The organism is Vibrio sp. Vf1514 (assembly GCF_052076135.1).
Classification (GTDB): domain Bacteria; phylum Pseudomonadota; class Gammaproteobacteria; order Enterobacterales; family Vibrionaceae; genus Vibrio; species Vibrio furnissii.
Map to the genome: position 1 here is coordinate 245,345 of NZ_CP197267.1, position 14,488 is coordinate 259,832.

The window sequence follows — 14,488 nt, forward strand, 5'->3', positions numbered from 1 at the left end:
TGGTGGTTTTCGTTGACGGTGAATCAAGCGAATACGTTAAGCGCCCGGCGGAATCGAAAGGCTATCTGCGATGAGCTGGATCAAACCATCTTCGGTTTCAAAACGCGACTCCAACAATTCCCCAACGTGCGACAAATCATCATCCAGCGTTTCCAGATCATCGTCTGCGTGGATGGTGGCGTATTTGTCGGTGAAATTGAGCAACGGCTCGGTGGTTTCGATGATCTGCGCATACGTCTGATTGATTTCATCAGTGGCATGAAAACCGGTCGCATGCCATGTGTTCATGACCATATCGTAAATCTTAAAATGGCCTTCTGAAATGTAATCGACGAGCTCTTGGCTGAAGTATTGCAGCGCTTTGGGGGATGGAAGTTCGGTGACCGCAGCTTTGGTTGCGCAGGGTTGTAGCGCTGCGAGTTTGCAGTATTCGACGATCAGGTGCTGACGCTTATCCAGCCAATGATCGATGACTTGACTCGAACCGCCCCATTGTTCTTGCGTTCGTTTAAGTTTTTTTAGCATGACCATGCCCTCATGATCGGGATCATTCAACGATGATCTTTCCTTTGCACGTTTGTTGTAGTGGTACAGCACAACGTCTTGTCCCTACTAGAATTTATAGATTTAAAATCAAATCTATACAAACTCTGGTATGAAATTAGATTGCCAGTAAAATGAACGAACTGCAAGCAATCAGGAGTTGGCATGTTAAAAAACAGTGACACAAAATCCGCTTATTGGTGTGTGGTTTCAGGCAGTGAGATCTGGACGATTGATGGGGAAATCCCGTTTGGCAACGGTGAGCAGTGGGATCTACCCGTTGAGGCGGCGATCAAAATCGATCAGCATCAGGGTGCGCCGGTGTATTGGGTGAATGCCTCGGATTGGGATCGCGACCTGACGTTGACCTCATTGCGTGACTTACTGCACGTGCCGGAGCCGCTGTTCCTGATGGCAAGCAAAGCGATTCAATACGGCCATATGAGCCAGAGCTTGCGTTTTTGCCCGCAATGCGGAGGCCGCAACTACCTTAACCATCGCGACTTAGCGATGCAGTGCCACGATTGCCGAACGTTACATTATCCGCGTATTTTCCCGTGCATTATTGTCGCGGTGCGTAAAGACAACGAGATTCTGCTGGCCCAGCACCCACGCCATCGCAGCGGCATGTACACCGTGATTGCGGGCTTTTTGGAAGTGGGAGAAACGCTGGAGCAGTGCGTTGCGCGTGAAATCAAAGAAGAAACGGGCATTGCGGTGAACAACATTCGCTATTTTGGCAGCCAGCCGTGGGCATTTCCGTCCAGTATGATGATGGGCTTTCTGGCCGATTATGCGGGTGGAGAGATCAAGCCGGATTACTCTGAATTGAGCGATGCACAGTGGTTTCGACCAACCGAAATGCCGCCCGTGGCGCCGCAAGGCACCATCGCCCGCGCCTTGATTGAGCAAACACTCGAAGATATTCGTCTTACGTCGGAAAATAGATAAAAAAAACCCTCCGATTAGGGAGGGGGTAAGTAAGATGTCGTTATGAGATGCTGAGTACTGAATACTCAGTTTATAATTGTAGTTTTCGCTAGCGAACAAATTTGTAACATCGAAAAAGATTGTACGCAAATTAAGCATTGATTTAAAAGTTAATAACTTGATCTGGGTTGCAAAGCTCTCCGCTCATGAATAAAAATCAATGCTAGAATACGCCCCATAAATAAGCCCAAAAAAGAAGTGGAATACGGAATGACTGAATTAAAAAACGACCGCTATCTGCGCGCTCTGCTCAAGCAGCCTGTGGATTGCACGCCGGTATGGATGATGCGTCAGGCTGGGCGATATCTCCCAGAATACCGTGCCACACGCGCTCAAGCTGGCGACTTTATGTCTCTGTGTAAAAACGCTGAACTCGCTTCTGAAGTGACGTTACAACCATTACGCCGTTTTCCGCTCGATGCCGCGATTCTGTTTTCAGACATTCTGACCATTCCCGATGCCATGGGATTGGGGCTGCGTTTTGCCGCGGGTGAAGGCCCGGTATTTGACCGCCCAATCACGTGCAAAGCAGATGTCGATAAAATTGGCTTGCCGGATCCCGAAGGCGAACTGCAATACGTCATGAATGCTGTGCGTCAAATTCGCAAGGATCTGCAAGGTGAGGTGCCACTGATTGGCTTCTCTGGCAGCCCATGGACACTGGCAACCTATATGGTTGAAGGTGGCAGCTCTAAGGCATTCACCAAGATTAAAAAGATGATGTACGCCGAGCCTGCGACTCTGCATTTGCTACTGGATAAACTGGCGGACAGTGTGATTGAGTACCTCAACGCGCAAATCAAAGCCGGCGCGCAATCGGTGATGGTATTTGATACGTGGGGCGGCGTGCTGACGCCACGTGACTACAATCTGTTCTCACTGCAATACATGCACAAGATTGTGGATGGCCTGATCCGTGAACACGACGGTCGCCGCGTCCCCGTGACGCTGTTTACTAAAAACGGCGGCATGTGGCTAGAGCAGATCGCGGCTACCGGGTGCGATGCGGTTGGCCTTGACTGGACCATCAATATTGCCGATGCCAAAGCGCGCGTTGGTGAGAAAGTGGCGCTGCAAGGCAACATGGACCCATCCATGCTGTACGCGCCGGAAGCACGCATTCGTGAAGAAGTGGCATCGATTCTTGATGGCTTTGGTCACGGTGGCACTGGCCATGTGTTTAACCTCGGTCATGGCATTCACCTCGACGTGCCGCCCGAAAATGCCGGTGTATTTGTGAATGCGGTGCATGAGCTGTCGAAGCCATATCACAAGTAAGCCAATACGATCAGCGCCCGACATGGGCGCTTTTTTACCATTTAAGGGAGCTGTTTTATACTTTAGGTAATCAGGAAGGAATGTGACCCATTAATGAAAACAAGAGACCGAATTGTCCATGCCGCGTTAGAGCTGTTTAACGAGCATGGTGAACGCCCGATGACCACCAACCATATCGCGGCACATATTGAGATCAGCCCGGGCAATCTTTACTACCATTTCCGCAATAAGCAGGAAATTGTGCGTGAAATTTTTGCGCTCTATTCGGCCGAGCTGATTGAACGCTTTACGCCGCTGCAAGGTCAATATGAAAGCCTGACCCTGCTCAAACACTACCTCGACTCCATCTTCACCCTGATGTGGAAATACCGTTTTTTCTACGCCAATTTGCCTGAAATTCTGCAACGGGACGAAGAGCTGCATGACGATTACATTCGCGTGCAAGAAAAACTGCAAACCAACTTGGTCAACATCATGCGTGCTTTTGTTGGCATGCAGTTGCTGGCACTCAATGACGATGAGATGAAAAAGCTGGTTACGACTTTACACCTGATTGCGTGCAGTTGGCTGGCGTATCAGTCAGCAATGTCACCGAAAACTCAGATCACTGAACAGGTGATTCATCAAGGCATGTTACAGATTATCTCGGTCATGAAACCAAATGCGACTGAGCAAGGACTCGAGCAGTTGCAGTTGCTGGAAGATGGCGTGCGCGCCATGCATGCTTAAACGAGATGACATATAACCTTTCATTCTTGTGCTGGTGGGCGTGAAACTGCTAGTTTCTGATGTTATTCCAAGGCTTTAAAGTAGCGCTCACTATGCATTATGACGTATTTAATGGTGATGCCGATGGCATCATCGCTCTTCTTCAACTTCATTTGGCTCAGCCCAGAGACAGTCAGTTGATCACGGGTGTGAAACGCGATATCGAGCTATTGGCCAACGTGGATGCACAACCCGGTGATACCCTGACCGTGCTGGATATCTCCATGGCGAAAAACCATCAGGCGTTGTGCCATGTGCTGAACAACGGCGCGCACGTGTTTTATGCCGATCACCATCAATCGGGTGACATTCCCCAGCATGAGCAGTTAGAGGCACACATCAATCTGGATGCCAATGTGTGTACCGCATTGATTGTAGATGCGCTGCTTGACGGTCAGTTTCACCCTTGGGCCATCACAGCGGCTTATGGCGATAACTTGCTCAGTGTTGCCGATGCGCTGGCAGCCAAGGCAGGTTTCAGCGCTGAACAGGCCGAGCAGTTAAAACAGTTGGGGACCTTGATCAATTACAACGGTTATGGCCAAACGGTGAGCGACTTGCATTATCATCCGGCGGATTTGTTTCGCGCGCTGCAAGGCTACGTGTCGCCGTTTGATGTGATTGCAGATGCCCAATCGCCTTATGCGGTGCTGAAACAGGCGTATGAGCAGGACATCGCTCAAGCGCTGGCTAAATCGCCCTACTATGAGAGTGACACGTTGCGCGTGTTTGAATTGGCTGATGAAGCGGCCTCACACCGCGTGAGTGGGGTATACAGTAATTTGCTTGCCAATCAACGGCCTGAACAAGCGCATGTGGTGTTGACCGTGGCCGATGAAGCGCACTATACGGTATCGCTGCGCGCGCCCCTGAACAATAAGCAGGGGGCAGGAACGGTGTGCAGCCAGTTTGCCACCGGTGGTGGCCGAGAGGCTGCGGCGGGGATCAATCGCCTACCCAAATCAGAGCTGATGCGCTTCATCGATGGCGTGCAAGCCTATTACGCGGCGACAAATGCCTAGGGTATGGAACATGAAACAGGCCGCTCATTGAGCGGCCTGTTTGCTTTAAAGGTGATGGGATTAACGAGTCAGCCAGGTGCGCGGGTTTTCCGCTTTACTGTTGCGGCGAATCTCAAAATAGAGGGCGGGACGAGATTGCCCCCCGGTGTCACCAGCCAGCGCTAATGTTTCGCCAGCCGCGACTTTATCGCCCTCTTTTTTCATCAGTGTTTGGTTAAAACCATATAGCGTCATGTCGCCTTTTCCGTGGTCCAGCAGTACCACTAAACCATAGCCGCGCAGGTATTCGGCAAACACCACTGTACCCGGGTACACCGCTTTGACCGGTTGTCCGTAATTGGCATCAATCACCAGCCCTTTCCAATCGATTTGACCAGTTTGGCGCTCGCCAAATTGATGCAACACCTTGCCTTGCAATGGCCACGGTAACTTACCGCGCTGACGGCTGATACCATCCATCGGTACAGCATTCCGTTTTGCAGCTTTCGCAATTTCGGCTTTGAGGCGGGTTTCATTGCGTTGCAATTCGGCCAGATACACTTTATCGCCCGAGATGCTTTTTTGAATGCTGCCCAGCGTCTGACGACGTTCGGATTGCGTTCTGGCCAGTTGGTCGCGTTTTTTCGTTTGTTGCTCCAGCAGCGCATTGATTTGGTCGCGCTCCAACTGCAACTGACGTTCGTTGTCTCGCAGCGCCTGACGCGTTGTTTCTAACGCCGCAATGGTTTCGGTTCGTGCTTTGGCCAAGTGCTGGTAATACTGACTGATGCGATCTTCTTCCACACCATTGTTGAGTAGGTCGCCACTGGCTTTGGCGCGTTGTGTGACGTAATAGGTTTGTAGCAGCTCGGCCAGCTTATCGGCCTGCTGTTGACGCTGCGCTTCCAAGGCCGTTATTTTTTGCTGCAATCGACCAATGTTGGCATTGGATTCTGCCAGCTGGTTCTTGGTTTGCTTGATTTGGTTTTCCAAGCCGGAAATGCCCACTTCCTGTTGCTTCAGCGTGTGTTGCAACTGGTCGAGTGTTTTCTGTTGCTGCGATAACGATTGTTGCTGACGTGAGATCTCGCTCTTGACACCTTTCAGTTCCTGTTGCGTCGCGGCAAAGGCATGGCTGGAGAGCACGCCGGTACTGAGACACAGAATGAGCAGGCTTTGACACAGGCGTGAAGCCGGCTGGGAAGTTGATAACGTCATGTTTTTACGATAATCGCGATTGGAAGCATGGAGCACTCAGTATACCCAATGTGCAGAATGAGGCGAGTGCAGCAGGTAAAAAGTTTGCAATTGTTCCAATGTCACGGGCAAAAAAATAAAAAAAAGCCTCGAGCAAGTCGAGGCTTTTCATTCATCGTTCTGGCATTAAGAGAACAGGACGTGACCTGTCATTTCCGCTGGAATGTCTTGATCGGTCAGTGCCAGCATAGTTGGTGCTAGGTCAGACAGTTTGCCGCCATCGTTCAGGGCAATGTCTTTGCTGCCGACGTAGATCAGTGGCACAGGCAGGTTGGTGTGCGCAGTGTGCACGCCGCCAGTTTCTGGGTTCACCATCATTTCCGCGTTACCGTGATCTGCTGTGATCAGCAGTTGACCATCCACTTCTTTGATTGCTTCAACCACACGACCGATGCATTCATCAACCGCTTCACATGCTTTCACAGCTGCATCGTAAACGCCGGTGTGACCAACCATGTCGCCGTTCGGGTAGTTACAGATGATTGCATCGTATTTGCCTGATTTGATCGCGGCAACCAACTTGTCAGTCAGCTCTTTTGAACTCATTTCTGGTTGCAGGTCGTAGGTCGCAACTTTTGGCGAAGCCACCAGTTGACGTTCTTCACCTGGGAATTCACTTTCAACGCCGCCGTTGAAGAAGAAGGTCACGTGTGCGTATTTCTCGGTTTCAGAGATACGAAGCTGCGTTTTGCCTGCTTTCGACAACCATTCGCCGTAGGTGTTATCCAGAGACGCTGGTGGGAATGCACATTGCAGCGGAATGTCTGCTGCGTATTGAGTCAGCATCACGAAGTCAACGGCTGGGAATGCTTTACGTTCGAAGCCCGCGAAATCGGTCACGAAAGTACGTGTGATTTCACGTGCGCGGTCAGCACGGTAGTTCATGAACAGCACCGCATCGCCATCACGCATGGCTGCTGAATCTTGGCCTTCAGCACGCACTTCAGTGGCTTTCACGAATTCATCGTTTTCGTCACGTGCGTAAGCGGCTTGCAGGGCTTCAACCGCAGAACCGAAGGTGAAATCGCCGTGCGCTGCAGTCAGCAGGTCGTACGCTTTTTCAACGCGATCCCAGTTGTTGTCACGGTCCATGGCGTAGTAACGACCAACCAGTGACGCGATGCGACCTTTGCCCAGTTTTGCGAATAGTTCATCAAAACGTTTCAGAGAGGCTTCTGCGCTGCGAGGTGGTGTATCACGACCGTCAAGGAAGCAGTGCAGGTAGATTTTTTCTGCGCCACGTGCCGCTGCCAGTTCAACCGCAGCGTAGATGTGGTCTTCATGAGAGTGCACGCCACCGGGTGACATCAGACCCATCAAGTGAACTGCTTTACCCGCTGCGACGGCTTTATCGATGGCCGCAACCAGCACTTCATTTTTTTGGAATTCGCCGTCGGCGATCGCTTTGGTGATGCGCGTCAGATCTTGGTAAACGATACGACCCGCACCAATGTTGGTGTGACCCACTTCCGAGTTACCCATTTGACCGTCAGGTAGACCGACGTCCATGCCTGAAGCAGAGATAAGCGTGTGTGGATTGTGCGCCATCAGACCGTCAAGAACCGGTGTGTTTGCGTTGTTGATCGCGTTGCTTGAGTTGTCTTCGCGGTAACCCCATCCATCTAGGATCACCAGAGCCATAGGCTTCTTAGCTGACATAGTTATGACCTCGTCAAATTCAAAGTAACTAGAAATCGAAATTAGCGTAATTTTACTACACTTTGGTGCGCTTGCAGTAGGTTAAGATCAATGATTCTCCCTATCAATGCAATAAAACGTTGCCTATTGATCAAAATCGGCCAGCCCGTGGCCGCAAGGTCGTTCTCAATACACCAATATGCTGGTGCCCATGACGGCCACCAGTGCACCCAGCCAGGCGAATCGATTCGGCCTTTGCTTGGTATAGACCCATAGTATAGGCAAAAGCATGATGGGTGTGGTGGAAGAAAGGAGCGCCACCATGCCCACGTTACCCTCTCGGAGTGCGTAAAGAATCAATGTCATGCCCACCGCCATCGCCAGAAAACCGTTGAGGGCGGTGATGGCAAAAATCGTGCGGTTCATCGGTTGAGTCGCACGCGCCACGCGTGAGCCGGTGGCTCGCAACACACAGTGCGCCGCGAATGCGGTCATCATTCGAATCGCTGATGCGGCCACGGGATCAATCGCCGTTTGCATGACTGGTTTGGCGATGATGCCGCCCAGCGCCTGACACGTGGCGGCGGTGAGCCCAAGCCCAACCCCGATCCAGACGTTGCCGCGGATCATCTCCAGCGTGTTGTTGGTTTGACCTCGGCGCCCGAAAAAGATCGCCGTGAGCACGCCAGAAAAGACCAGGGCGGAGCCGAGTAGTTCGCCCGACGTCATGCGCTCGCTAAACAGAAAGTAGCCTAAAATGGCGGAAAACACCGCGTGGCAGGAGAAGAGCAACCCGGCCTGGCGCGGTCCCATGCGGTTGAGACACGCAAACAGCGCCGTATCGCCAATAAAAATTCCGATCAAGCCCGATAGCATCATCGGCGTGACCGCACTGACCTCGACGCTCGACCAACCACCACTCAGCAGCGCAATGCTCCCCAAAATCACCGACGTGCATCCCATGCGCCAGCGGCTGTAAGCAAAGGTGCCTAGATGGCGAGCGGGTGTCACCGACATCAGGCCAGCGATGGCCCACAAAAAGGCAGCGGCGAGCGCGAGCCATTCGAATCCCATAACATCGTCCTTGGGTATGCGGGGGAAAAATAGGCTCTCAATATGCCACTAAGGCTGGGGAAAACAAAGCAAATTCAAGGCGCCGGATGCCCCGTCAACAGGGGCATCCGACAAACGCGTTCAAGCGCTGGGGAGGTTATACTTTAAAGCGACTGATTTCTTGGCGCATTGCATCGGCCGCTTGGTGCATCTCGCTTGCACTTTCGCTGCTTTGTTGCGCTTGAGCGGCGAGATCATCAGAAGCGTCTTTGATGCCTTGCGTGTTGCGACTGATGTCTTCACTCACCGCGCGTTGCTCTTCGGCAGCACTGGCGATTTGCAACGCCATGTCGTTGATCTCATTGATGGCCTGCGTGATGCTGCTGAGGCTATCTTGCGCTTGCTGCGCGTAAGAGACGCTGCTATCGGCCAGCGAGGTGCTGGCTTCCATGCTCTCCACCGCCTGCTGCGTATTGCGTTGCAGGGTTTCAATCATGGTGCGAATCTCCTCGGTGGAGCCGTGTGTGCGCTGGCTCAGCACGCGCACTTCATCAGCCACCACGGCAAAGCCTCGGCCTTGTTCTCCGGCGCGCGCTGCTTCGATGGCAGCGTTGAGTGCCAACAGGTTGGTCTGTTCTGCAATGCCTTGAATGGTCGACAAAATCTGGTTGATGCTCTGGGCGTTGCTTTCCAGTTCCCGAATCACGCTGGCAGCGCTGGTGACTTGATTGGCCAGATCGGTGATGGCTTGACGGTTTTTGCCAATCACTTGCTGGCCGTCTTCGCATGCAGATGATGACGCTTGCGATGCGTTGGCAGTCAATTCCGCATGGCTGGCGACCTCGGCCGCAGTGGCCGACATTTCGTGAATCGCGGTGGCGATCTGGTTGACGTCGTCTTGTTGGTGTTTCACGCGGTCCGTCGATTGAATCGACAGTGATTTTGCATGCTGCGCTTGGCTCGACAAGTTGTGACTGTGTTCCACGATGTCTTTGAGCATCATTTGCATCTGGCTGATGAACTGATTGACCTTCTCAGCCAGCTCACCAATTTCATCTTTGCGTTCAATATTGACGCGTTGAGTTAAATCGCCTTCCCCGCGTGACAGCTCTTCCAGCGCGCCGGACAGCACTTGCAGCGGTTGCAGCAGACGATTGACCACCCAAGTACTGGCCAAGGCGATCAGCACATACAGAATCAACGTGGCGATGGAGGTAAAGGTGATTTGCTCACTGACCGAGGCATACGCCATGTCGTGATCCACCACAATCCCCAGCAGCCAATTGGTGCCCGCAATCTTGCTGACGTAGATGAGTTGGTCATCGCGACCGGGCCATTGGATTTGGCGCGCATCATCTGCTGCAGCGAGTTGTTGCATGGTTTGAACATTCAGTTGGGCGTTCAGCTCGGTGAGTGGTTTTTGACTCAGCTTTTCATCTTGGTAAGCGACGATTTTATTGTTGCCATCGACTAAAAATGCAAAGCCATTGTTGTCGAGTTTGATGCTCAACACTTGTTTGATCAGGTTGGTGACTGTTAAATCTGCCGCCAAAACACCATCGCGTTTGCCGTGGAACGCTTTGGCAAAACTGACCACAATGCTGCCGTCAAAGTCTTGATACGGTTCGGTGAGGATCAAGCCGTTGCTCGCCATCGCGTCTTGATACCAAGGACGTGTGCGCGGGTCGTAATCGGCTGGCCAATCTTCGCTTTTGTCGCCGTACGCAATGGTGCCGTCGTTAAAGCCGGCATACACCGACAAAAATTGACCGGCATGTTTGGTCAGCAACAGTTCACGGTCGGCATTGTCGCCACTGGCGATGCGCGGTTCGTTGGCTAACATCATGTCGCTGCGAATTTCGAGCCAGTCATTGATGTAGCGGTTGGTCGCGAGGCTGACGTTGGCCATCTCGCTGTTGATTGACTTCGTCGTTTCTTGTCGTAGCTGGCTGATGGAGTTCCACGCCTGCACACCACTGACGATGGCAATGATGATCGCTATCGCGACCTGAATTTTAAACTTTATTGTATGTCTCATAGTCTACCTTACCTGCCGGACAACCTGATGCCGCGAATAGATCGTACTGAAATTTAATCCAATAAGCGTGAATAGTTAATTTAAATTACTGAAATACGGTAATTTTTAATGTTTTATCACTAAAAGCCTAAGAAATTATCGTTTCAATTAACTTGATCGGGATCGATTATTAATTGATCAACAACCGTGTGGATAAGGGAATTATGGACGAAAATGATGAACTCGTGACTTGTGTGCCAGAAAACACAAGTCACGAGTGAAGCGGGTTAGCCCAGAATGGCGGCGGTAATATAGACGATGACCAAACCAATTAATCCAATAATTAAGCCGGTTTTGGCCATATCTTTGCTTTGAATCAGACCGGTCGAGTAGGCGAGGGAGTTGGGCGGGGTCGACACTGGCAGAATCATCCCCAATGAGGCGGAGAACGCGACCACAACCAACAGGCCTTGCAATCCGCCCACCTCGTTGAGGCTGCTCATGGTGGTGCCAATGGCCGCGGCAATTGGCATCAACAAGTTCGCGGTGGCAGTGTTGGACATGAAGTTGGCCATCAGCCAGCAGACCAGCGACAGCGTGATCACCACCGACATCGGCGACAGCGATTCATAATCGATGGCATGTGCCAGCGCTTGCGCCAAGCCGGTCTGTTCCAAACCAATCCCAATGGCAATCCCCCCGGCTACCAACCACAGCACATCCCAGTTGATCTGCTTCAGCTCTTCTTTGCCCATGATGCCCGTCAGCGTAAACACAGCCAGCGGAATGATCGAGACCACATAAGTGTTCATGCCGTGCAGTGATGTGGTCATCCACAGCACAATGGTGGCGGCAAAGGTGAGATACACCACGATGGCGCGCCAGTTGCGCTGAAACGTGCCGTCGAGTTTCAGCGTCATGGTCGGTTGCGATGAAGGAAACAGCTTTTGCAGCAAGAACCAAGCGATGGTCAATTGGATCATCACAAACGGCAAGCCCATCATCATCCACGATAAAAAGCTGATGCTGTTCTCACCAGTCAAATATTGCAGGGCAATGGCGTTCGGCGGTGTGCCGATGGGGGTGGCTATCCCGCCGGTGTTTGCTGCAATCGGAATACACAGCACCAGCGCTTTAATGCCCAAATCGCCTTTGGGTGCTGAGGCAACAATCGGCCCAAGCAATGCCAACATCATGACTGTGGTGGCGGTGTTGGACATGAACATCGAGAACACCGAGGTGATCAGCATCAGGCCGAGCATGATGTATTTCGGTTGGTTGCCAAAGGGCTTAAGCAGTACGCGTGCTAAGTTGTTGTCGAGTTCGTACTTCGACGCTGCAATTGCCAGCGCAAATCCCCCCATAAACAGAATGATGATGGGGGATGAAAAGGCACTGAAAATGTCGGTATACGGCAGCAAGTGGCCCAGCTCATGGTCATCGACTGGCGCGCGGAACGGATGCAGCCCTTTGTCGGAGATCATCACCAATTCCAACGCAATGATCAGAATCGACGTGGCAAACACTGGCACAGGTTCCAGAACCCACAACAGGGCGGCTAATAAAAAAATCGCCAACAGACGGTGTTGGACCAATGTGAGATCGTCAATTGGGATGGCATCGATGGGCAACATCAATACCAGAATCGGGAGTCCGAAACTGAGTGCGAGCCGCAGGAGAAGGCCCTTATCCAGAGTCTGCATAGCGTCTTCCTTGGTGAGTTCGACAAGATTGCAGCTAGGGTAACGCGTTGAATGACAAAGGTCTTAGAGGGGCGACAAAGTTTTACGTTTTTGGCGCGCTGGGCGAAAAGAAGTGTGCTGGCCGTCAAAAACAAACATCCCGGCGCGCGGGCCGGGATGTGAATGGCGATTAAGCTTTGTGGGCGTATGGCGCGCCAAGGCGAGTGGTGACGTTGAGCTGCATGCTGTCATCAAAACGAATCGCATCTTTTGCGAACAGGTTAATGACGGTCGACCCCAGCTTAAAGCGGCCCATCTCTTCCCCTTTTTTCAGCATAACGGCTTTGTTGCCAGTTGCGGGGTAATCCCAACGGTAGACCGTGTTGCCGCGCGGTGGTGTGACGGTGCCGGCCCAGACGAGTTCAATGCTGCCCACGATGGTGGCGCCAACCAGCACTTGGGCCATTGGGCCGAATTCGGTATCGAAAATACACACCACGCGTTCGTTACGCGCGAACAGGTTTGGTACGTTGGCTGCGGTCAATGGGTTCACCGAGAACAGATCGCCCGGGACATAAATCATCTGGCGCAATGTGCCGTCACATGGCATGTGCACGCGGTGGTAGTCACTCGGCGATAGGTAAAGTGTAGCGAACTCACCGGCCGTGAATTCTTCGGCCAGTTTGGCATCGCCGCCAAGCAGCGTTTGCGCGGAGAAATCATGGCCTTTTGCTTGAATCAGCTTGCCGTCGTGGATGGGGCCAAACTGACTGACGCACGCATCGGCGGGGTGCGTGATCACGTCATCGCCTTGTGCGAGTGGGCGAGCATCCGGCTTGAGTTCACGGACAAAAAATTCATTAAAAGTTTTAAAATGCTTTGGATCGGAGTGCAATGCTTCGTCCATGTTGACGTTGTATTGCTTGATAAACCAGCGAATGATGGCTGTGGTTAGACCGCCGGCTTTGGCTGATGCCAATTTGCCCATCAAACGGGTCAGGCCGTGTTGTGGAATCCAGTATTGCAGTCCAACTTTAATCTTGTCCATTGTAAGTCATTCCAATGTGTTTAATTTGGGGTGTTTAATCTTTGGGCGCGGAATGTTACTGAAAATCGTGAATGATGTCAGCATTTATCCCCGCAAGAAGGAGAACCGCTCTCGTTTTATCTCACTGACGAAAGCGGAACCACGTTACAGATCGGCTTTTTTATTCCGCGAGTATTGTCGGTTAGCTTTGTTTTCCACCATGCTTTCGATGATGCGATGATAGTTCTCAAAGCGTGTCGCACTGATCTCGCCTTTTTCGACGGCTTCACGCAGCATGCAACCCGGATCATCGCCGTGTTTGCAGTCGCGGAATTTACAGCCCCCTAAATAAGGACGGAACTCGACAAACGCTTTGGTGACATCTTCCGCTTCCAAGTGCCAGAGGCCAAATTCGCGTACCCCCGGTGAATCGATCAGATTGCCGCCAGATGGAATATGATACAGACGCGCCGCCGTTGTGGTGTGTTGGCCCAGACCTGAGTTTTCAGAAATTTCGCCTTCTTCCACCATTTCGTCCAATTCGGGCATCAGGGCGTTCACTAAGCTGGATTTTCCAACCCCGGATTGACCGACAAAAATATTGGTGCGATCGCGCAGTTTGGCTTCCAGCGCTTCAATGCCTTCGCCACTGTTTTTACTCACGTACAGCACGTCGTAGCCAATTTTCTCGTAGGCCGAGAGCCACTGTTCATACTGCGCGCGCTGATCTTCATCCAACAAGTCGACTTTGTTGAGCACCAGCAATGGTGCGATGGCGAGCGTTTCGGCAGCAATCAGATAGCGGTCAATGATATTGAGCGACAACTCAGGCAGCACCGACGAGACGATGACCATCTGGTTGACGTTGGCCGCAACGGGTTTTAACCCATCGTAGTAATCGGGACGTGTCAGCACGGAGGTGCGTGGTTCAACCGCTTCCACCACGCCGGAAATTCCTGCCATGGTTTCGATGCCCGGACGCCAGATCACGCGATCGCCAGAGACCAAACTCTCAATGCCCCGGCGCAGGTTACAGCGATGAATGGCCTGAGTTTCAGGATCTTCAATATCCGCATGTTGACCGAAACGGGTGATCACCAAGCCAGTTTTGGCGTTCTCCAGCATCGACTCATCCCACTGAACGGTTTCTTCCTGCTTCAGTTTGCGGTGCTGGTTATTTCGTACGCGCCTTACCTGACCTTTTGTCAGCTTCTTTTTCTTTGCCACTCTGTTC

The 14,488-nt window shown here is 52.0% G+C and carries 12 protein-coding genes; 4 read left to right on the top strand and 8 right to left on the bottom strand.

The annotated features are described in order from the left end of the window. Positions 1–36: 36 nt before the first annotated feature. A complete protein-coding gene (gene rsd / locus ACS18Q_RS01125; RefSeq protein WP_172475400.1) occupies positions 37–525 on the bottom strand; it encodes a sigma D regulator in 489 nt (162 codons plus the stop codon). Positions 526–708: 183 nt separating this feature from the next. Here rsd and nudC point away from each other — a divergent pair, with 183 nt between their 5' ends. The 4 genes from nudC to ACS18Q_RS01145 all read left to right on the top strand — a co-directional run bounded on the left by nudC (position 709) and on the right by ACS18Q_RS01145 (position 4,601). Continuing rightward, entirely contained in the window at positions 709–1,494 is a 786-nt protein-coding gene (gene nudC, locus ACS18Q_RS01130; RefSeq protein ID WP_441257282.1) for an NAD(+) diphosphatase, read from the top strand. Positions 1,495–1,743: 249 nt separating this feature from the next. Continuing rightward, positions 1,744–2,811 carry a uroporphyrinogen decarboxylase gene (gene hemE, locus ACS18Q_RS01135; protein ID WP_004728263.1) on the top strand — a complete coding sequence of 356 codons (1,068 nt, stop codon included), beginning with the start codon at positions 1,744–1,746 and terminating at the stop codon, positions 2,809–2,811. A 93-nt stretch (positions 2,812–2,904) separates the two neighbouring features. Then, positions 2,905–3,540, top strand: a complete 636-nt coding sequence (locus ACS18Q_RS01140; protein WP_004728264.1) for a TetR/AcrR family transcriptional regulator — start codon at positions 2,905–2,907, stop codon at positions 3,538–3,540. Between the two features lie 92 nt (positions 3,541–3,632). Further along, entirely contained in the window at positions 3,633–4,601 is a 969-nt protein-coding gene (locus ACS18Q_RS01145; protein WP_441257283.1) for a DHH family phosphoesterase, read from the top strand. A 60-nt stretch (positions 4,602–4,661) separates the two neighbouring features. Here the strand turns inward: ACS18Q_RS01145 and ACS18Q_RS01150 are convergent, their stop codons facing one another. From ACS18Q_RS01150 to rsgA, 7 genes are all read right to left on the bottom strand, one after another. Continuing rightward, positions 4,662–5,798 carry a murein hydrolase activator EnvC family protein gene (locus ACS18Q_RS01150; RefSeq protein WP_441257284.1) on the bottom strand — a complete coding sequence of 379 codons (1,137 nt, stop codon included), beginning with the start codon at positions 5,796–5,798 and terminating at the stop codon, positions 4,662–4,664. A 165-nt stretch (positions 5,799–5,963) separates the two neighbouring features. Then, on the bottom strand, positions 5,964–7,496 hold the full coding sequence (gpmM, locus tag ACS18Q_RS01155) for a 2,3-bisphosphoglycerate-independent phosphoglycerate mutase (protein ID WP_038152503.1): 1,533 nt from the start codon (positions 7,494–7,496) through the stop codon (positions 5,964–5,966). A gap of 165 nt (positions 7,497–7,661) precedes the next feature. Further along, the gene (locus ACS18Q_RS01160; protein WP_055467055.1) at positions 7,662–8,549 is read right to left on the bottom strand and encodes a DMT family transporter; all 888 of its coding nucleotides are present in this window, start codon (positions 8,547–8,549) and stop codon (positions 7,662–7,664) included. A 136-nt stretch (positions 8,550–8,685) separates the two neighbouring features. Next, positions 8,686–10,566, bottom strand: coding sequence for a methyl-accepting chemotaxis protein (locus ACS18Q_RS01165; RefSeq protein ID WP_014203974.1), 1,881 nt, complete (start codon positions 10,564–10,566; stop codon positions 8,686–8,688). Positions 10,567–10,832: 266 nt separating this feature from the next. After that, positions 10,833–12,248 carry an SLC13 family permease gene (locus ACS18Q_RS01170; protein ID WP_238809175.1) on the bottom strand — a complete coding sequence of 472 codons (1,416 nt, stop codon included), beginning with the start codon at positions 12,246–12,248 and terminating at the stop codon, positions 10,833–10,835. Positions 12,249–12,417: 169 nt separating this feature from the next. After that, entirely contained in the window at positions 12,418–13,275 is an 858-nt protein-coding gene (gene asd / locus ACS18Q_RS01175) for an archaetidylserine decarboxylase (protein ID WP_055467053.1), read from the bottom strand. A gap of 144 nt (positions 13,276–13,419) precedes the next feature. Beyond that, a complete protein-coding gene (gene rsgA, locus ACS18Q_RS01180) occupies positions 13,420–14,481 on the bottom strand; it encodes a small ribosomal subunit biogenesis GTPase RsgA (RefSeq protein WP_014203972.1) in 1,062 nt (353 codons plus the stop codon). Between the last annotated feature and the right edge of the window lie 7 nt (positions 14,482–14,488).

Bases quoted from the DNA above. Each gene is read 5' to 3' on its own strand.
- asd (WP_055467053.1), bottom strand. From the start codon at position 13,275: ATGGACAAGATTAAAGTTGGACTGCAATACTGGATTCCACAACACGGC.
- nudC (WP_441257282.1), top strand. From the start codon at position 709: ATGTTAAAAAACAGTGACACAAAATCCGCTTATTGGTGTGTGGTTTCA.
- ACS18Q_RS01170 (WP_238809175.1), bottom strand. From the start codon at position 12,248: ATGCAGACTCTGGATAAGGGCCTTCTCCTGCGGCTCGCACTCAGTTTC.
- ACS18Q_RS01160 (WP_055467055.1), bottom strand. From the start codon at position 8,549: ATGGGATTCGAATGGCTCGCGCTCGCCGCTGCCTTTTTGTGGGCCATC.
- ACS18Q_RS01150 (WP_441257284.1), bottom strand. From the start codon at position 5,798: ATGACGTTATCAACTTCCCAGCCGGCTTCACGCCTGTGTCAAAGCCTG.
- gpmM (WP_038152503.1), bottom strand. From the start codon at position 7,496: ATGTCAGCTAAGAAGCCTATGGCTCTGGTGATCCTAGATGGATGGGGT.
- ACS18Q_RS01145 (WP_441257283.1), top strand. From the start codon at position 3,633: ATGCATTATGACGTATTTAATGGTGATGCCGATGGCATCATCGCTCTT.
- ACS18Q_RS01165 (WP_014203974.1), bottom strand. From the start codon at position 10,566: ATGAGACATACAATAAAGTTTAAAATTCAGGTCGCGATAGCGATCATC.
- hemE (WP_004728263.1), top strand. From the start codon at position 1,744: ATGACTGAATTAAAAAACGACCGCTATCTGCGCGCTCTGCTCAAGCAG.
- ACS18Q_RS01140 (WP_004728264.1), top strand. From the start codon at position 2,905: ATGAAAACAAGAGACCGAATTGTCCATGCCGCGTTAGAGCTGTTTAAC.
- rsd (WP_172475400.1), bottom strand. From the start codon at position 525: ATGCTAAAAAAACTTAAACGAACGCAAGAACAATGGGGCGGTTCGAGT.